This window comes from Photobacterium kishitanii (assembly GCF_003026355.1).
GTDB classification, from domain to species: domain Bacteria; phylum Pseudomonadota; class Gammaproteobacteria; order Enterobacterales; family Vibrionaceae; genus Photobacterium; species Photobacterium kishitanii.
The window spans coordinates 326,953-346,924 of record NZ_PYON01000003.1 but is presented as its reverse complement, the minus strand read 5'-3'; the positions used below and the strand labels follow the sequence as shown (position 1 = coordinate 346,924).

General features: G+C 40.2%; 18 protein-coding genes. 5 read left to right on the top strand and 13 right to left on the bottom strand.

What is annotated here, in order from left to right; genetic code table 11:
* Nucleotides 1-9: 9 nt before the first annotated feature.
* From rnd to C0W29_RS05510, 6 genes are all read right to left on the bottom strand, one after another.
* Entirely contained in the window at nt 10-1,134 is a 1,125-nt protein-coding gene (gene rnd, locus C0W29_RS05535; RefSeq protein ID WP_036795469.1) for a ribonuclease D, read from the bottom strand.
* Nucleotides 1,135-1,288: 154 nt separating this feature from the next.
* Nucleotides 1,289-2,980: a long-chain-fatty-acid--CoA ligase FadD gene (fadD, locus tag C0W29_RS05530; protein WP_045041667.1), complete on the bottom strand. Its 1,692-nt coding sequence runs from the start codon at nt 2,978-2,980 to the stop codon at nt 1,289-1,291.
* A 182-nt stretch (nt 2,981-3,162) separates the two neighbouring features.
* A complete protein-coding gene (locus C0W29_RS05525; protein ID WP_045041755.1) occupies nt 3,163-4,032 on the bottom strand; it encodes an alpha/beta fold hydrolase in 870 nt (289 codons plus the stop codon).
* A gap of 5 nt (nt 4,033-4,037) precedes the next feature.
* Nucleotides 4,038-4,607, bottom strand: coding sequence for a Slp family lipoprotein (locus C0W29_RS05520; protein WP_036795473.1), 570 nt, complete (start codon nt 4,605-4,607; stop codon nt 4,038-4,040).
* A gap of 397 nt (nt 4,608-5,004) precedes the next feature.
* Nucleotides 5,005-5,706: a tRNA (adenosine(37)-N6)-threonylcarbamoyltransferase complex dimerization subunit type 1 TsaB gene (gene tsaB / locus C0W29_RS05515; RefSeq protein ID WP_045041668.1), complete on the bottom strand. Its 702-nt coding sequence runs from the start codon at nt 5,704-5,706 to the stop codon at nt 5,005-5,007.
* A gap of 15 nt (nt 5,707-5,721) precedes the next feature.
* Nucleotides 5,722-7,665 (bottom strand): ATP-dependent DNA helicase, encoded by a 1,944-nt coding sequence (locus C0W29_RS05510; RefSeq protein ID WP_045041669.1) that lies wholly within the window; start codon nt 7,663-7,665, stop codon nt 5,722-5,724.
* Between the two features lie 206 nt (nt 7,666-7,871).
* Between C0W29_RS05510 and purU the strand changes: the two genes are divergently transcribed.
* Entirely contained in the window at nt 7,872-8,705 is an 834-nt protein-coding gene (gene purU, locus C0W29_RS05505; RefSeq protein WP_045041670.1) for a formyltetrahydrofolate deformylase, read from the top strand.
* 79 nt (nt 8,706-8,784) lie between these two features.
* On the opposite strand, the gene C0W29_RS05500 is transcribed toward purU, so the two are convergent.
* Nucleotides 8,785-9,369, bottom strand: a complete 585-nt coding sequence (locus C0W29_RS05500) for a VOC family protein (protein ID WP_045041671.1) — start codon at nt 9,367-9,369, stop codon at nt 8,785-8,787.
* A gap of 411 nt (nt 9,370-9,780) precedes the next feature.
* Here C0W29_RS05500 and argS point away from each other — a divergent pair, with 411 nt between their 5' ends.
* Nucleotides 9,781-11,511 (top strand): arginine--tRNA ligase, encoded by a 1,731-nt coding sequence (gene argS, locus C0W29_RS05495; protein WP_036795478.1) that lies wholly within the window; start codon nt 9,781-9,783, stop codon nt 11,509-11,511.
* A 93-nt stretch (nt 11,512-11,604) separates the two neighbouring features.
* Here the strand turns inward: argS and C0W29_RS05490 are convergent, their stop codons facing one another.
* Nucleotides 11,605-12,210: a DUF924 family protein gene (locus C0W29_RS05490; protein WP_045041672.1), complete on the bottom strand. Its 606-nt coding sequence runs from the start codon at nt 12,208-12,210 to the stop codon at nt 11,605-11,607.
* 169 nt (nt 12,211-12,379) lie between these two features.
* Between C0W29_RS05490 and C0W29_RS05485 the strand changes: the two genes are divergently transcribed.
* Nucleotides 12,380-12,814 carry an HIT domain-containing protein gene (locus tag C0W29_RS05485; RefSeq protein WP_045041673.1) on the top strand — a complete coding sequence of 145 codons (435 nt, stop codon included), beginning with the start codon at nt 12,380-12,382 and terminating at the stop codon, nt 12,812-12,814.
* 145 nt (nt 12,815-12,959) lie between these two features.
* Here C0W29_RS05485 and C0W29_RS05480 read toward each other — a convergent pair whose 3' ends face one another.
* From C0W29_RS05480 to znuA, 5 genes are all read right to left on the bottom strand, one after another.
* Nucleotides 12,960-13,202: a FeoC-like transcriptional regulator gene (locus C0W29_RS05480; protein WP_036795484.1), complete on the bottom strand. Its 243-nt coding sequence runs from the start codon at nt 13,200-13,202 to the stop codon at nt 12,960-12,962.
* Complete coding sequence (gene feoB, locus C0W29_RS05475; RefSeq protein ID WP_045044325.1) at nt 13,199-15,484, bottom strand: Fe(2+) transporter permease subunit FeoB; 2,286 nt, start codon at nt 15,482-15,484, stop codon at nt 13,199-13,201. The genes C0W29_RS05480 and feoB overlap by 4 nt, the downstream gene beginning before the upstream one ends.
* Nucleotides 15,484-15,711: a FeoA family protein gene (locus C0W29_RS05470; RefSeq protein WP_036795487.1), complete on the bottom strand. Its 228-nt coding sequence runs from the start codon at nt 15,709-15,711 to the stop codon at nt 15,484-15,486. Before C0W29_RS05470 ends, feoB begins: the two co-directional genes overlap by 1 nt.
* A gap of 253 nt (nt 15,712-15,964) precedes the next feature.
* On the bottom strand, nt 15,965-17,326 hold the full coding sequence (gene mepM, locus C0W29_RS05465; protein WP_045044324.1) for a murein DD-endopeptidase MepM: 1,362 nt from the start codon (nt 17,324-17,326) through the stop codon (nt 15,965-15,967).
* Nucleotides 17,327-17,328: 2 nt separating this feature from the next.
* Nucleotides 17,329-18,255 carry a zinc ABC transporter substrate-binding protein ZnuA gene (znuA, locus tag C0W29_RS05460; protein ID WP_052671539.1) on the bottom strand — a complete coding sequence of 309 codons (927 nt, stop codon included), beginning with the start codon at nt 18,253-18,255 and terminating at the stop codon, nt 17,329-17,331.
* 162 nt (nt 18,256-18,417) lie between these two features.
* Between znuA and znuC the strand changes: the two genes are divergently transcribed.
* Together znuC and znuB are read left to right on the top strand one after the other, a co-directional pair.
* Nucleotides 18,418-19,182 carry a zinc ABC transporter ATP-binding protein ZnuC gene (gene znuC, locus C0W29_RS05455; RefSeq protein ID WP_045041677.1) on the top strand — a complete coding sequence of 255 codons (765 nt, stop codon included), beginning with the start codon at nt 18,418-18,420 and terminating at the stop codon, nt 19,180-19,182.
* A complete protein-coding gene (znuB, locus tag C0W29_RS05450) occupies nt 19,182-19,967 on the top strand; it encodes a zinc ABC transporter permease subunit ZnuB (RefSeq protein WP_036795495.1) in 786 nt (261 codons plus the stop codon). The genes znuC and znuB overlap by 1 nt, the downstream gene beginning before the upstream one ends.
* Nucleotides 19,968-19,972: the final 5 nt, after the last annotated feature.

The window sequence follows — 19,972 nt, the reverse complement described above, 5'->3', positions numbered from 1 at the left end:
TTGCCACGTTTATTTTTCATCAAGTATGGATAATACTCGTGTTTCAAATAAACCTTGACGCCAATTTTTAAGCATTTCTGGACGTTTTTCATCAGCACGCTGATGCTTCCAAGCCCACGATAGTAATTGGTGAATCTGCTTTTTAGAGGCTAAAAATTCAGGCGCTAACCCTGTTGCTAACTCAACATCTGCTACCACGTCTTTTAAACGCTTCACCATCTGTTTATAGCCGGCAAAGTCAACCAACCGCTCAATTTTTGGTGGGTAATCTGCACAATTAATTGCATCACAGTCATGTACCATTTTCAATAAACGGTTACCATGTCGCTGAATCTCCATCGGTTCAAAACCTTCTTTTTCAAGCGTTGAACGTGACTTTATTTCTAACCGTGCAAGTTTCCACAAATGTAATTCTTTAACAATAAAATTAAGTGCAATATCACGCTTTCTTGCTTCACGTACTCGCCAAGCAGCAGCTTGCTGTAACACCGCTAGCTGTTTTGTATTTAACTGCCATGCATTTTTGATATCAAGATACGCTTTATTCGGATCAAGTACTTTAGTTCGACGCAGCATAATCGCATTACATTCTTGGTGTAACGCTTCCATATAACCGGCTGCTTCAACTTTCTCTAATAGCGTTTCATATAATGGTTTAAGGTAATGCACATCAGCAGCAGCATAATCAAGTTGCTTGTCGGTAAGCGGTCGAGCCAGCCAATTAGTACGTGCTTCGCCTTTATCAAGTTCAACACCAACATATTCTTTAACTAACGCGCCAAAACCCGTTGAAATACCGTGGCCAAGAAAAGCCGCCATAATTTGGGTATCAAGCATAGGTGTCGGCAAACAACCAGCATGATGCTGGAACACCTCAAGATCTTCACCGCAAGCATGAAGGACTTTAATTACCGCTTGATTGCGTAGTAAGTCCCATAGCGGTGTCATATCTTGCACTTCAAGCGGATCAATAAGTGATAGATATTCACCATCGAACATTTGAATCAGACCTAAACGAGGGTAAAGCGTTCGCGTACGTACAAATTCAGTATCAAGCATAACAGCAGCATGCTGACATGCTGACTCACACCGCTGGCGAAGTTGTTCGGTTGTTGTAACAATCTCGAAATTCACAATGGACCTTTTTGATTACAGAACGACCCCGTTGTAGAGCCTATTAAATATTTTATAGTAAAATGCCGGCATCAAAGCCGGCATTAGATATGTACGAGTACAATCCGTTACTACTATTTTATCAAATTAACGTCATTTTATGTCAGTAAAAATATTATTTTGTGGCTTGTTGGGCTTTTTGATCTGACTCTTCACGTAATACTCGACGAAGAATTTTACCCACATTCGTCTTAGGTAACGCGTCCACAAATTCAACAATTTTAGGGATTTTATAACCGGTTAAATGCTGACGGCAATGGGCAATAATCTCATCTCGTGTCAAACTTTGATCACGTTTCACCACACAAAGCTTAACCACTTCACCTGACACTTCATGAGCTTGACCGATAGCAGCGACTTCAAGCACTTTATCGTGCAGTGCAACTACACCTTCAATTTCATTCGGGTATACATTAAAACCTGACACTAAAATCATGTCTTTCTTACGATCAACAATATGTAAGAAACCATCATCATCAAATTTAACGATATCACCCGTTGATAGCCAACCATCATCAGTTAATACTTCTTTGGTTGCCTCAGGACGCTGCCAATAGCCTTTCATTACCTGAGGACCACGGACTTGCAGCTCACCGACTTGATCCAATCCTAAAACATTACCGTCATCGTCAATCATACGAATATCTGTTGAAGGAACAGGTAAGCCAATAGATCCATTATAATAATTTAAATTATAAGGATAAGCAGCAACCAAAGGAGAACACTCAGTTAAACCATAACCTTCTAGTAAATAGTTACCAGTGATTTTTTGCCACTTTTCAGCAACAGCTCGTTGAACTGACATGCCGCCACCGACAGAGAAGTGTAAATGACTAAAATCTAATTCGTGAAAATCTTCATTATTAACTAATGCATTAAATAAGGTATTAACGCCAGTAATGGCTGAAAAAGGATAACGCTGTAATTCTTTAATAAAGGTCGGAATATCACGAGGATTGGTGATCAATAAATTTTGCCCCCCTCTTTCCATCAACAATAAACAGTTAACAGTCAGTGCAAACACATGATATAGCGGCAGCGCCGTAACGATTAACTCACGCCCTTCAGTCAATGCAGGACCATAAGCCCCTTTTGCCTGCATGACGTTAGACACCATATTATAGTGAGTTAGAATCGCTCCCTTGGCTATGCCAGTTGTACCACCGGTATATTGTAGGAATGCCATGTCATCACCAGTAATAAATGGCTTAACATATTGCATTCTTCGCCCTTTGCGTAAAGCAATACGCAGCGATGTTGCGTGAGGCAAGTGATATGACGGCACCATTTTCTTAATATACTTCACCACAAAGTTAACTAAAGTTCCCTTCGGGCGTGATAATTGGTCGCCAAGGCTAGTTAAAATAACGTGTTTAACACTGGTATTTTTAACTATCGCTTCTAATGTATGGGCAAAATTAGATACGATAACAATCGCTTTTGCACCTGAATCATTAAGTTGGTGCTCTAATTCTCGTGGTGTATAAAGTGGGTTAACATTTACGACGACACAACCTGCACGCAAAATACCAAACAATGCGATTGGATATTGCAGCAAGTTTGGCATCATAATAGCAACACGATCACCTTTTTGAAGTTTAAGCTCATTTTGTAAGTATGCAGCAAATGCACGGCTACGCTCTTCCAACTTACGGAAGGTCATAACCTGTCCCATGTTGATAAATGCCGTTTGATCTGCGAATTTACGTACAGATTGCTCAAACATGTCGACTAAAGATGAATATTCATCAGGGTTAATTTCTGCCGGTACATCGTCCGGATAGCGGCTAAGCCAAACCTTATCCACGTGCACTCTCCTTTATAATTAGACTGCTGTGTGTGCCTATTAAACTAACAAAACCGTAATGGTATAAACAAAGCGAATATTTACATCGTCATTACAGCATATTTAACTTTTGATTAAAATCTGATAGTTACACCATGACTTCAACTTTTGATGCCAAGCATAAAACATAATAATTAATCGAATTAAGTGGGGATAAATGTTCGAATATGGCGGTAGACATCGTTCGAACTTTGTAAATGGCAATGATGTCCCCCTGACACCATCACTTGAGTAAAATTATTAATCCCCCAGTCACTGGCCTCTGTTTTGCGAAGGTCAACATAACCATTATCACCAATAATGGATAACACAGGAGCTTGAATACTATTCAACAATGTCTGTGCGTGTTGCTGCGCCATTCGATATAGCGAATCACAACGGAGACGGGGATCATGACGCCAATACCAACGTCCATCACGCTCAATCGTTGCTCTTTGCACCACCGCTTCCAATAACGATACTGGTAGCCGATTAACAGAAGCACGAAGCGTTAATGCGTCAGTAAATGTTGCCATCGAACGCTGTTTTAAACGCAGATGTTGATGACGATAACGTTGGCGACTAACAATACCCATCCGTAACCGCTCCACAATCATGTGAGGCGGCTCTGTTAACGGTGATAATCCTTCAATTAGTACAATTTTATCGACATTTTCAGGAAATATTGCGGCATAACAACCAGCAACAATAGCACCTAGTGAATGCCCAATTATATGTACTTTTTCACGCTTTAGCTGAACGATAACTTGGTGCAAATCATCAATATAATCAAAAAAATGATAATAATTATCAGCACTTTTATGATCAGATTTACCATGTCCAGGCCAATCGAATGCAACAACATCGTAATCTTGTATTAGCCGTGGCCATAACGAAGCAAAAGTAGCTGCGTTATCTTGCCAACCATGCAGTAATATCAGCATCGGCTTTGAGGTTACCAGTGCCGTGGCTATATCGACATTACTGCAGCCAGCAAGATTATATTCCGCTAGCGTAAAGGTTATTTCGTTCATCACGATTATGGCACTACTCGCTCAACAATACGGCCGTTAATACCAAAATTAGGCATCATCAAATCATTGCCCCATGGATCACAATTAAATGAGTAACAAGGTTGATGAGTCCAAAAAGGATCATCTAATTGTATCTGTTGCTGTACTTGCCACAATTGCTGACCAGATACTTGCACTACAGGAAAAGTATAAGGGTAATTACCTATCTTTCCTTGCTCATCACCAGAAAATTGTCCAGCAACAGTCAATAGGCGTCCTTTAGCGTATTCAAGTGGCTCTAAAAAGCCATGAATATACGCAATAAACCGTCCTTGAGATTGTGCATGTAGTACTGGGCGACCGTCCGCAGTTAATGGCATCGCTACCATTTCAATACGGGTTTGCTGCTGTTCATTACGAATCGAAGCAATAACACCACCAAGACGAACTTCTTTACCTTTATTCGCCTGTGGGTGTTGCAGAATAACCGTTAAATCTGTAATCGGGTTTTTCGATTTCGTAACCAAAGTTGCAGGTAAGCTGGCGCAGCCTACCATAAACACTAATATCACCCCAAGAAATAGCTTACCAAACATCTAAAACCTCCACATATTTGTTTAATAACTCAACAAAAAATAACATATATCACTACTTTCGTCCTATCGCTACTGATTACCTAACACTGTTATCTTCAATATTATTAATGCTATTCACGCCCAAACATAGATTCTTAAAGCGCAAATTAATTGTATGATAATTAATAACGAACAATACTTTATTTGGTATCGTTAAGAGTACAGAGACAGGAACTCGTTCAAAATAAAATAGAAGTGATAATAGTTGATGCTATCGGTGTGAGGGGGATATTGCGCGAAATATAACTATGGTGGCAGAGGTTATAGAAGACGAACACATCATTACAGATAATAAATACACAAGAGTGACAGTCTATATACTGCCACTCTTCATATCACACAAATTTATAGTGCTAGATCACTCACGACCCGGCAATTTTTTCCATGTCACCGTATCACGTAAATAAACGGGACTAGCGGCTTCTGCAGTGACGATTTCACCACGCCCAAAAGCGTATTTTGCTAAATGCACCATATCTTGTGAATCCGGATATAACACACTGCCTAACTGCGCTTTTAGTGGCAGTTGATTTAGCAGTTCAGGATAAGCTTCCCATCCTGTACCTGCTGTTAGCCATGTATCAGCATCAGCCTGTACATTTGCTAATAATACATCAGGTGCAATCACTTGCTCATTACCCACTAATAGCCAATCACCATCGGTTTTACGTTGGTATTGTCCCCAGTAAAGCTCACCCATACGTGCATCAATCGCCGTTAACACATGCTCTGCTTGGTGTAAACGGAATGAACCTTGTGCCATTGCAGCCAAAGTAGACACACCAATCATTGGTAAGTTAGCCCCAAAGGCTAAACCTTGCGCAATACCAATACCAATACGCACCCCTGTGAAGCTACCCGGACCACGTCCATAAGCAAGTGCATCGAGCTGCTTTAATTTAATACCAGCCTCAGCCAGTACCGCATCAATCATCGGTAAAATTTTCGTGGTATGCTCACGAGGCGCATATTCACAACGAGAAATAACATCATCGCCGATCATTAGCGCGACAGAACAGTTTTCAGTTGCAGTATCTACTGCCAGAATTTTGGTGCTCATTCAAGCCTCTGAATGTTAGGTATCGTCACTTCCTAATACCTGAGTATCGGTTAAGTTCGACAAAAATTCGCTAACCCCTGCGACACTACGTGTGCGCGGAATTGGCGGTAAACTTCTTAAGAATACAGCGCCATAAGCACGAGTGACTAAACGATTATCGCAAATCACTAATACCCCTTTATCTTGCGTATCACGAATTAATCGACCAACACCTTGCTTTAAAGTGATCACCGCATCGGGTACTTGTACCTCTGCAAATGGATCACCACCTCGCAAGCGACAGTCTTCGATTCGTGCTTTTAATAGCGGGTCATCTGGCGCTGTAAACGGTAATTTATCTATGATAACACAGCTAAGGGCTTGGCCTCTAACATCAATACCTTCCCAAAATGCTCCCGTTGCCACCAATAATGCATTGCCCCGCTCTAAATATTCAGCCAATAACTTTTGCTTACTGGTTTCACCTTGTGCTAATACTGGCAAATCTAATCGTGCTCGAAAGCCTTCGGCAAGATCACGCACCATTTGATGAGAAGTACAAAGAAAGAAACAGCGACCATCATTAGCTTCAATAATGGGTGTTAGCATTTCAACTAACTTATCTGCTAAACCATAACTGTTAGGCTCAGGCAAATGCCGTGGAACGCACAACAATGCTTGGGTGGCGTAATCAAATGGGCTTTCAAGAGAGAATTGTTGCTTAGGTTGTAATCCTAAACGCTGACTAAAGTGGCTAAAATCATCATCAACAGCAAGTGTTGCCGAGGTGAATACCCACGCCCCTTTCTGCTCAGCCATGCGCTCACTGAACTTATCAGCCACTGATAATGGCGTAATATTCAAACTAAATTGTCGTGGTGTACATTCGTACCAATATGAATAACCAATAATACTGGTATCAACCACTCGTTTTAAGCGTGCTTTCAACAACGTTGCTCGCTCAAAAGCGGCATCTAATAATTGACTGCGCCCTAAGGCTAATTTAAGCACATCATAGATTAAATCAAGCGCATCATTCAAACGCACTAACTCACGTTGTACGGCGGGTGTTTGCGATGCTTCGCGCCAATTACCACGAAAACCGGGATCACCTAAAATAATCCGCATTTCAAATGCAGCTTGTTGTAAACGAGCAGCGGCTTTTTGCAGTTGACGCATATCTTTGGCTTCGGTGCGATAACCAATTTCGATATCTTTAGCCAATTCAATTAACTGACGACTAGACAAATTTTGACCGAAATATTGGCTGGCAATATCTGGCATCTGATGAGCCTCATCGAAAATAAACACATCAGCTTCAGGGATCAATTCACCAAAACCATTATCTTTCATTGCTAAGTCAGCCAGAAATAAATGATGGTTAACTACGACTACATCAGCTTCCATTGCTTTACGACGCGCTCTAACCACAAAGCAATCATCAAAAGACGGGCATTCTCGTCCGAGACAATTATCATTGGTTGAAGTGATCATTGGTATAACTGGGCTATCTTCTGCGATATCTTCACATTCACCAAGATCACCCGTTTTAGATGCCGAAGACCACTGGCGGGTTTTAATTAATAGACTCAGCATGATTGGATCAGAATGATCACCATGACTTTCAGTGATTTGACGGCTAAGACGATCAACACATAGATAGTTTGAGCGCCCTTTCAATAATGCGACTCGACCAGTAAAACCTAACGCACTTGCCATTAATGGTAAGTCACGATGAAATAACTGTTCTTGTAGGTTTTTTGAACCGGTGCTAATAATCGTTTTCTTACCACTCACTAATGCAGGTACAAGGTAAGCAAATGTTTTACCCGTACCAGTACCAGCCTCAACCACTAATTGTGATTGCTGCTTAATCGCATCAGCAACAGCTTTTGCCATATCAATTTGAGATTGTCGAGCTTGAAATCCGGGAATGGCTTTATCTAACGCACCACCAGCGGCAAAAAACTTAGCTATCATTCACTTCGCACTATTGGTTATTTATACAGTATCAATCGTTCTATTATGCCTATTTTATTACGTCACGACTAGCCATCTAAAGTGCTATTTCGTATAGATGAAACAGCACATCCAATAAACTATTTGACCCCAACATAGTATAAGCGTCATAGTGATAAATTATGATTTTTAGGCTGTGCACAGCGTTGCCGCCATCAGGAACACATATGGAAAAGAAAACATTATTAACGGAATGCCCTGATAATATGGGCCTTATCGCAAAAATTACCAATATCTGTCATAAACATCAGCTCAATATTATTAATAATAAAGAGTATGTTGATAACGCTAAAAATCACTTCTTCATGCGTACCGATCTCGAAGGGTATTTTAATGATGAAACGTTATTAGCAGATCTCGACCGTGCTTTACCTTCTGGTAGCAAACGTCGCTTAATCAGTTCTGAGCGTAAAAAAGTGGTCATTATGGTTACCAAAGAAGCCCATTGCTTAGGGGATATTTTGGTAAAAACATTTGACGGCTCACTAGATATTGAAATTGCAGCAGTGGTCGGTAACTACGATAAGCTGCAAGATTTAACTGAAAAGTTCAATGTGCCGTTCCACCATGTATGTCATGAAGGGCTAACTCGCGAGCAGCATGAAACACAATTACTCACAGCAATACAACAATATTCCCCTAACTATGTAGTATTAGCAAAATATATGCGTATTCTTACGCCTAATTTTGTCGCCCAATTCCCACATAAAATCATTAATATACATCACAGCTTCCTACCGGCATTTATTGGTGCCAAGCCTTACCAACAAGCCTTTGAACGGGGTGTTAAAATCATTGGCGCTACCGCTCACTTTGTCACCAATGATCTTGATGAAGGTCAAATTATTACTCAAAACGTGATTCCAGTCGATCATACCTTTAGCGCCGAAGAAATGGCAAAATCTGGCCGTGATGTTGAAAAATCCGTATTAAGTAAAGCGCTTGGATTAGTGGTAGATGATCGCGTGTTTGTTCACGGCAATCGTACTGTGATTCTTTAAAGAATAAATGCTTTGATAGATGCCACAGCTTCATTTAGCTGTGGCATTTTTTGTGCTTAATGTGCAGAAACCAAATACGTTACTCTTGCTCACTCTCAATAACCGCAGCTAAAGAATGTGAATGTAACTTAATACATAGATTATCTTTTTTAAATGCATAAGTAGGATTAGGTAAACGTTCATGCTCGCCAGCAGGAGAACTGGCTTTAACCTTAATTCCCTTACTTGCTAACTGCTGCCAATTTAATGCCGGAAAGGTAATATCAATAGACTGTTTTAATTGCTCAAGCGACATCGCATTACCCGGAATAACAAATTCCACGTGCTCCCATCCTTGCTGTGGATAAATCTTATCGCTTGGGTAAGGTAGCTCTAACGCTTCAATCGTCCAGTCACCGACTCGAAGTGGTTTATCAAAGCCAATCACCACAATAGGACGACCATTAATAATCGTCTGTGACCATTCAGTGCCATAAGCTAACCATGCCTGATGAAGTTCCAGTGCAATATCCTGTGAATTCACCCTTAATGCAATATGATCTGCTACGTACGATGAGAGTGAAATTCCGACCTCATCAGCTAAACGAATAATGCGATCCATAAAAGCGGGTAAATCAGCTAACATTTGCTCCGGATGTAAGCCTAATTGTTTCAAATTTTGCATTTCGTCTCTCCAACCACGTAACATTTAATAAACAACCGCATAATTACTCACACTTTTCGCATTGCCAATAACTAAACTACCACGAGGTAGCCCGTATCACTGTTGAATTTTGGCTTTATTTTAGCCTATTTGAAAAACTTTAAAAAAAATTGCTAACAATCTCTTTTTCCAGTTGCCAAAGTACCTAACTATGTGGGTATTATTAGGGTAACGCACGCTGCTTATTCAAGATATTGGTGTTTAAACAAAATTAACACTACCATCAAAAAATACTCACGTAGCTTTGGCCGCTTTTTAGTTAAGCAAAAAACACTTTAGCTCCGTGAGTATTTTTGGCGGCATATCTTGCTATACGCAGACGTTTTTGCCACATACATATGATTGGCGTTACAAACGATTAAGGAACAGCGAGTGAATATTCAAGCACTTATTAATGATAAAGTATCACAAGCATTAGAAGCTGCAGGCGCACCTGCCGGTAGTCCAGCAGCAGTTCGTCAGTCAGCAAAAGCACAATTTGGTGATTACCAAGCAAACGGTGTAATGGGCGTAGCTAAAAAATTGGGTATGAATCCACGTGAATTCGCTCAAAAAGTTATCGACTGCCTAGAACTAGATGGTATTGCAGAGAAAGTTGAAATTGCAGGTCCTGGTTTTATCAATATCTTCCTTGATAAAGCATGGTTAGCAGCTCGTGGTGAAGAAGCACTAGCAAGCGAGCGTCTAGCGGTTAACACTGACGAAGCACAAACGATTGTTGTTGACTATTCAGCACCTAACGTAGCAAAAGAAATGCACGTAGGTCACTTACGTTCAACTATCATCGGTGATGCTGTTGTACGTACCCTAGAATTTTTAGGTCACAATGTTATTCGTGCTAACCACCTTGGTGATTGGGGTACCCAATTTGGTATGCTTATCGCTAACATGCAGCGTAAAGAGCAACAAGGCAGCGATGTTTCGATGAACATCAGCGACCTTGAAGGATTCTACCGTGAATCAAAAGTGCTTTACGATGAAGATGAAGAGTTTGGCGTAACAGCACGTAACTTCGTTGTTCGTCTTCAAAGTGGTGATGAGTACTGTCTTGAGAAATGGCGCCAACTTGTTGCTATCACACTGAAGCAAAACCAGCGTAACTACGATCGTCTAAGCGTATCATTGACTGATGATAACGTTATGGGTGAGTCAATGTACAACGACATGCTTGCACCTGTTGTTGCAGATCTAAAACAAAAAGGTCTAGCCGTTGAAAGTGATGGCGCAACCGTTGTTTTCCTTGACGAATACAAGAATAAAGATGGCGAGCCTATGGGTGTTATCATCCAAAAGCGTGATGGTGGCTACCTATACACCACAACTGATATTGCTTGTGCAAAATACCGTTATGAGCAATTACACGCAGATCGTGTACTTTACTTCATTGACTCACGTCAGCACCAGCACCTAATGATGGCTTGGTCTATCGTTCGTAAAGCAGGTTATGTTCCAGAAGAAGTTTCTCTAGAGCACCACGCATTCGGTATGATGCTAGGTAAAGATGGCCGTCCATTTAAGACTCGTGCTGGCGGTACTGTGCGTCTTGCAGATCTGCTTGATGAAGCTGTTGAACGTGCTAACAAGCTAATCGAAGAAAAGAACCCTGAGCTAAGCACTGAAGAAAAAGCAAACATTGCACAAACTGTTGCAATGGCTGCGGTTAAGTACTCAGATCTTTCTAAGCACCGTACAACAGACTACATCTTCGACTGGGACAACATGCTTGCATTCGAAGGTAACACTGCACCGTACATGCAATACGCATATACACGTGTAGCGTCTATCTTCAAACGTGCAAATGTTGAACTGAAAGATCTAACGTTCCCTATCGTAATCAATGACGAAAAAGAACAAGCACTATTGTCTAAGTTACTTCAATTTGAAGAAGCTGTTCAGTCTGTAGCGCGTGAGGGTCAGCCACACCTAATGTGTACTTACCTGTTTGAACTTGCAGGTCTGTTCTCTAGCTTCTACGAAGCATGCCCTATTCTTAACGCTGAAGAAGCAGTTAAGCAAAGCCGCTTGAAGTTAGCACTACTAACCGCTAACACAATCAAGAAAGGTTTAGATTTGCTAGGCATCGAAACACTAGAGCGTATGTAATTACGATTTATTGTGATAGCTGCTTGTTATAATCGCTAGATAGCAAAAAGCCTTCATTCGTGAAGGCTTTTTTAATGGCACAAACATAATTGATTATTGACCGAAACGGAGTCCACCATCATGCAACCACGTTAACTCTTTCTTAGTAGATAACCGTCCTTTCACTGCATTTCGATGTGGAAATCGCCCAAATTCTCTTATCACCTGAAAATGACTATTAGCAAAATCATAAAAGCTATCAAACACCGTAATGTTCTCAAGTTGTACATTTTTACGGAGTAAATCAAATCGAAATACACTTTCTTCTTGATCTTCTAAGTCTTCTGAATGCTCTAAGGGCAAATAAAAGAATACTCGTTCAATTGCTGCAAGTTCAGCATCTTGATTAAGAGCTAAGCCACGCTTACAAATAGCAAGAGCTAATAGATCATAACGAAAAGCAGCATTTAATCCGCGATAAATATTACGTGGAAATTGATCCAATAAAATAATCAAAGCAAGACGGCCATGGGCAGTATCACTCCAATGATTAAGTTCCCCATTACCCGCCATACTTACCCAGCGTTGAAACTTAGAAGTAATTTCAGCATCAACATCAGCTCCCCCTAAAAACCATAGTGCATTTTTATTTTCACGGGTCACTTCGCCGTTTAGTTCACCAAACCAGTAATCAAGAATAAATTGATACTCAGCTACCATTTAAGCCCCCATTAATACACTTTAACCACGTTTTTATAGGATAATCATTATTAATTAAGCGACGATTATGCATACCCTAAAGGATAATACCAATTACGCTAAATTAAGCTTACTATAATAAATATTGCTCAAGCTTGTGAGCTAGAATGTACTGTTAAGGAATAATTACATGAGTTTCATTCTTCATCCTCGATTAATGGCAGATACAACGGTACTTGGCGATTTACCTTTATCACAAGTATTACTGGTAAAAGAAGCCCTTGGCCCATGGCTTATTTTAGTACCTCGTTATGAATCACTACGTGAGATCCACCATTTATCAGAACAAGATCAACAACAGCTAATACGTGAATCATCCGCTGTTGCAGCCTTGTTAGAACAAGATTATCAAGCAGAGAAAATTAATATTGGTGCACTTGGCAACCTTGTGCCTCAGCTTCACATTCATCATATCGCACGCTTTAGCCATGACATCGCATGGCCAGGGCCAATTTGGGGCAATACCAAAGGTATTCAGCGTAATGATGACGTACAACAAGCACTTGCTGAAGAACTACGTCAAGAACTGAGTAATATTGCAGGCTTTACCGCTATCAACGCTTAATCACAACGTTAATAAGCGTAGCTCTCACCGTTACGTTTACTATTGTTAATCAATCTGTCGCTATAACGCTGTTATCTTGGTTGATATAACAATGGGTATAAAAAAAGCAGCCCGTAGGCTGCTTATTAGTGATCACTATTAATATTTAACGCATAACGGTTACTGACAACTCATTAGCCGCTAAACATCGATACCACACATCTTTAGCGGTTTGACAGCATTGGCTACTATCACAACCGACCAATTCTTTGCCTATCGCACCTTTTCGTACCCAGACCGCTAGCATTGCATCAACGCCATCTTCTGACATTCCAAAATGAAGAGCCAACTGCTTACGGCTCACACGACCATGCTGTGCAATATACTGTTTTAATTGTTGTAAGATCATTCAAGCAATAATCCTTCTAGATGCGACTGCTTTTTACCTTGCCGTTTCATCAACAAGTAGATCCCGACATTAATCACAATGAAAAATGCTATCCAGAACGAACTACTGGCTGGATGTAGAGCAAAATCTGCAATTTGGTAGAACAATGATGCAAAAGTATAAGCCAGTAACATTGTCCAACCCGCAATAAAGCCTGCAAACTTCTTACCAAACTCACGTACATACGCACCCATTGCCGCAGCACATGGCGTATAAAGCAGAATGAAGATTAAGTAAGACATTGCCGCAGCGCCACTCACAAATCGTGACTGAATATTACCGAACACAGATTGATCAACACCTTGCTCTTCAGCAACAGCAGTTTTGTTCTCAAGATCGCCTACTTCAATACCCAAAGGATCACTGAAGCTTAGCGCGGATAAATTATCCCCAATAGAAGCAACGGCTTCTTTTAGGCTGCCAATAAGATCATATTCTTCACTCTTACCATCAAGTGCAGGCGCATATAAACTATTTAATGTACCTACTACTGCTTCTTTAGCAAAAATACCGGTAATAATACCCACAGTTGCTGGCCAGTTATCAGCTTTAACCCCAATCGGTTCTAATACTGGAGTAACCACTTGTGCGGCATGTGATAACACTGATTTTGAAGTATCTTCATTACCAAATGAACCATCAGTACCGAGTGAATTGAAGAAACTTAAAATTGTTACTACAACAACAATCGTTTTACCGGCGCCAAACACAAAGCGCTTTAACTTCTGCCATGTTTTAATCACCACATTACGTATTGTTGGTAATTCATAGTTTGGCATTTCCATGATAAAGCTATCACTTGCTCCTGGGTAAAGCGTATTACGCAAAATCAGTCCCGTCATTACTGCGGCGACTATACCCAAAATATAGAGTGTGAAAACAACGTTCTGACCATTATCAGGGAAGAAAGCAGCGGCAAATAATGCATATACCGGTAGACGAGCACCACATGACATAAACGGTGCCATTGCTGCGGCAAGTTTACGCTCACGCTCTTGTTCTAAAGTACGCGTCGCCATGATAGCGGGTACATTACAACCAAAACCAAGCACAAGTGGCACAAACGCTTTACCGGGTAAACCTACTTTTTGCATCACTTTATCAAGCACAAAAGCAGCACGAGCCATATAACCTGAACTTTCCAAAACGGCAAGGAACAGATATAGACACGCAATCACAGGGATAAAGGTTGCGACGGTTTGAATACCACCACCGACACCATTTGCAATAATAGTCACTAGCCATACCGGCAAGTGGTTATCTAATAAATAATGACCGCCATCAACTAACACTGCACCGAAACTAATATCAAAAAAGTCGATAAATGCACTGCCCACGTTAATTGCAAACATGAACATAACGTACATTACGAAGAAGAAAAATGGGATACCAATAGCACGGTGTAATAATACGCGGTCAATTTTATCAGTTAGATTATGACTTAATCGGCCTTCTTGACGACGAACTTTCTGACATAATTGATGTAAAAACGTATAACGCACATCAGCAACTTGAATATCCGGATCAACTAATTCCAGCATTTGACTACGAATAGCACAAGCCTGTTGCTTATACTCTTCTGATAAAGTGTGAATAACTAAAGTATCATTTTCTAATACACGAATCGATTGTGCGCGAGGGTTGAGCTTTTCATCATGGATAAATAAAGGCTTTAATAGCTCAACCGCTGCTTCAAAATCATTGCCATAATCAAGTGAAAAGTCTGAAACGACAATACCTTGAATCAGCATTTTATGTAGCTTCGATTTAAACTCGCCAATACGTTCCATATTATTAGCAGACAATGCAACCACAGGACAACCTAAAGCTTTTTCTAAAGCTTTAAGATCGATAACTTGTTGCTGACGCTTCAATACATCCATCTTATTAAGCACAACCACCATTGGTCGACCTAATTCACGCAGCTGTAACGTCATGTATAAACTACGTTCAAGCGATGATGCATCAACAACATTAATAATAACGTCTGCAGGGGTCGTTAAAATCGCGCGTGACGCAATCGCTTCATCAAGACTATTAGCATCATTAGCACTATCAAGATTATAAATACCAGGAAGATCAGTCAGAGAAAAATCATCACCATTATGCTGATAACGACCGGTCTTTTTTTCAACAGTAACACCAGCCCAGTTACCCACCTGCTGTTTTGAACCTGTTAATCCATTAAACAGTGTCGTTTTACCGCTATTTGGATTACCAACGGTAAGAATGTCATATTGCATTATTTAACCTCAACTTCTATATCTTCAGCAATTTTTTTACGGAGCGCAATATCAACACCACGTACCCGAACCTGAAGTGGGTCTCCTAATGGGGCTAAGCGAACCACAGTAATTTCTGTATGTGGTAATAACCCCATAACCATTAATTTTTTACGCGTTACCGCTGGTAACGCAGACATATTAATTACTGTACCGCTGTGGCCACACGACATATCTGACAGCTTCATAGTTAAACGGCTACCTTAATAAGAATTATTTTCATTACGATGTAGCGAAGTTTACACTTTGATACGAAATTAGTCTTGTCTTAAATCAATTATTCCATGACTGATTTAAAATAATAGTTATCACTTATTAATTGCGACTTTTCGATATAAATAACCAATAAACCTGCATTATTACTCTTTTGTCATTATTTTTACACACATAAAAAAAAGCGTACCTTTCGATACGCTTTAAGAACAACTCTTTATATTGGTTTTAACTCGGCATCTGAGTGCTTAATTGTTTTTTATACGCTTTAACACTACGCATAAATTGTGTTCGAGTGCTACCTCGCAACGGCTCTGCTTGCGGTAGGGGAACTTTCATTGCATTAACAGGACGTCCATTTTTGATCAACTCAAAATGTAAATGTGGGCCTGTTGAACGTCCAGTATTACCACTTTTTGCAATTCGCTGACCCATTTTAACTTTATCACCAACTTTGACTTGACGTTTACTTAGATGCAAGTAGCGAGTCATATATTCCCGCCCATGTTTGATAACAATGTAATTACCCGCTAACGGATGGTAACGTGATTTAACCACGACACCATCACCAGCTGCCAAAATAGTAGTGCCTATTGGTACCGCAAAATCGGTCCCATTATGTGGGGATCGACGCTTAGTGATCGGATGCAAACGATTAGGATTAAATGAAGAACTAATCCGGTATGATTTGAGTAATGGTATCCGTTTAAAACCACGATTCAAACTACGCGCATCTTGATCGTAAAATTGGTCATCGGCACCACGAGCAATAAAAATTGAATGCCCACGGCGTTGGCTTTTATAGTAAAAGGCGTTCATTTTACCTTTACCCACAGCTTTGCCATCAATAAATTCACGATCTAGCACCACACCAAACGAGTCACCTTTACGGGCATCACGGCCAAGATTCATCTTCCATTGTAGTGCTTTAACCACATTACCAATTTGCGTCGGCGTTAACCCAGCATCTCGTGCTGAATTATAGAAACTACCGGATACTCGCCCAGTTAATACCACAGGCTTAATATCACCTTTCTGCACCACTTCTTTATAGCTATAGCCTTTTTTACCAAGCGTATAAGTATCTGTCACTTTCTTACTACGAATAATACTCAGCGATGTCAACTTACCATCAGCATCGACTTCCCATTCTAATGTTTGCCCAACGCGTAGCTGTTGTACTGATTTATTAGCATCAATTAGACGATACATTTCTGATATCGGTAAGCCATATTGAGAGAATATGACCCCCAAGGTTTCCCCTGATAACACTCGATGTTTAGATTCGGTTTCAGCATGTGCTTGTACTAATTGCTGCTCAATTTCATCTTTTGGCGCTTGAAATTGAGGATCATTTTGATCTAGAGACGCGCCCATTGGTTCACTATCGGGTTCTGATATTTCAGCCGGAGTAATATTAATAGGCACAGCAATAGGTGGCGGTTTTTTTAATATCGGGAAAGGTATTGCAGGTTTAGATGGCTGCCATGCAATAGCAGCCACCATCAAAATTGTTGTCGAGAATAACGCAATTTTATGCTGCAGCGGTAACATCTTTAATGATGTTACCGCAGCGATATAATATTTCATGATTAATTAAGACACTTACTAAATCGTTGTCCAAGTTCATTAAGAAAACGGACATATCCTCCCTTGCCCTCAACGATATCAGTTGCCATTGGGTCAAGAGTCCCTATTTTTACATTCGTTCCTTTGGTCACTGATTTCACAACAGCAGGCGAAAACTGAGGTTCACTAAAAACACAGTATGCCTCATTATTCGTTAATGCCTGACGAATAGATAACAGTGTTTTTGCACCCGGACGACGATCCGGCTCAACCGTAAAATGGCCAAGATTATCTAGCTTAAATTGTTGTTCAAAATAGCCATAGCCATCATGGAAAACATAATAACCTTTATTATTTAAAGGTTTTAATTGCTTATTAAGCTCAATAACCGCTTGCTGAACATCTGTTGTGAATGTAGAAAGATTAGCGGTATATGTATTTTTATGCAACGGATCATACTTGATCAATGCCTTAGTTATGACATTTGCAGCTTGAACCGCTTGCTCTGGACCTAACCATAAATGAGGGTCGATGCCATGATGATTATGATGATGTCCTTCATGGTCATGATCATGGTCATCCTCATGGCCACTATGTTCTTGTGTATCTTCAGCATAGTATCGAAAGTTAATGCCTTGTTGTTTACTTAATGCGATATTTTCAGGTTTTGAGGCCATGGTTTTGGTTAAGAATGACTCCAACTCAGGACCGACCCATACCACAAGATCTGCTTGCTTCAGTTTTCTTACATCAGAAGGACGTAGCGCATAATCGTGTGGCGATGAACCAACAGGAATAACAAATTCACTGGTTGCAGCGCCTTGAGTTAATTCACTCACAATTAAGTTCAGTGGCTTTACTGTTGTGACAACGTTAAAGGTATCAGCAGCAATAGCAGATCCAGAAGCAACAAGAGCAGTAGCACAAAATAGAGAAGTTAAACGGTGCATGATTTTTTCCATAAAATGTAGAACAGCAAAAATTGTTGATTATCAGCAAAGAAATTTTTCTCAATTGGTTATAATCAGCGCGTATTAACAGTAACACAAGTAATATAGCGATGTTATAATATAACATCACATTTTTGCAACTTCTTATTTTAAGCACGCTTTATGACAACATTAGTCGAATTACAATCATTAACCGTAGCCTTCTCTGGACGCAACGTTCTAGATAATGTTGCACTCAAATTAGAGCGTGGTGAAATCACAACGCTCATTGGCCCTAATGGCGCGGGAAAATCAACTCTTGTTAAAGTAATCACTGGATTACAAAAGCCAACCTTAGGTAAAGTTGTGCGCCAAAAAGGAATTCGCATTGGTTACGTACCACAAAAACTACACCTAAATGAGACTCTGCCACTTTCTGTCGATCGGTTTATGCGTTTAGCTGGGCGTTATTCTATTGAGCAACGCCGTGAAGCATTAGCAATGGTTAATGGTGAACACTTAATTGATAGTGATATGCATCGTTTATCGGGTGGTGAAATGCAACGAGTGTTATTAGCGCGTGCATTGTTACAAAAACCCGATTTATTAGTCTTAGATGAACCAGTACAAGGCGTTGATGTTACAGGACAATTAGAGCTTTATCGCTTAATTCAACAATTACGTGATTTACTTAATTGTGCTATTTTGATGGTTTCGCACGATCTTCATCTTGTAATGGCAAAAACGGATAAAGTAATTTGTTTACAACATCATATCTGTTGTTCTGGCAGCCCATTTAGTGTCACTAATCATCCTAAATATATTGCGTTATTTGGTCGTCAAGCCAGTGACCAATTGGCGTTATATCAACATCAACATAACCACCAACACGATGATTCAATGACACCATCAACATGCTGCAATAATCATCAGGATAGTAATAAATAATGATTGAGTTTCTACTTCCCGCATTAATTGCTGGTATTGGGATAGCCCTTTTAGCCGGTCCTTTAGGTTCGTTTGTTGTCTGGCGAAAAATGGCTTATTTTGGTGATACGCTGTCACACGCGTCATTACTGGGTATTGCCTTAGGCTTTTTATTTAATATTAATTTAAATCTTGCGTTAGTGATTTGTTGTTTAGTGTTAGCGGTTATTCTAGTGACACTACAAAAGCAACGTTATGTCGCAACAGATACATTACTAGGAATATTAGCCCATAGTGCATTATCACTTGGCTTAGTCGCAGTGAGCTTTTTAGATAATGTTCGTATCGATTTAATGGCATATTTATTTGGTGATTTACTCGCTGTAACCACTAATGATCTAATGTGGATTTATGGCGGCGGTGCCATAGTATTAGCGCTGCTTATCTACTTATGGCGCCCACTACTGTCAATGACAATCAGCGAAGAAATGGCACAAGTCGAAGGTGTTAACGTTGATTTAATGCGATTATTACTAATGCTAATGGTTGGAATGGTAATTGCCGTTGCAATGAAGTTTGTGGGAGCATTAATAATCACTTCACTACTGATTATTCCTGCAGCAACAGCACGTCGTTTTGCTCGTAGTCCAGAATCAATGGCAGTAATTGCATCAATAATTGGTTCTATTTCAGTGGTGCTCGGATTAGCAATGTCATGGCATTATGATACTCCTGCTGGCCCTTCAGTAGTCGTATCCGCTGCAGCACTGTTTATGCTAAGTCAATTTAAGCCAACTCAGCGCTAACAAAA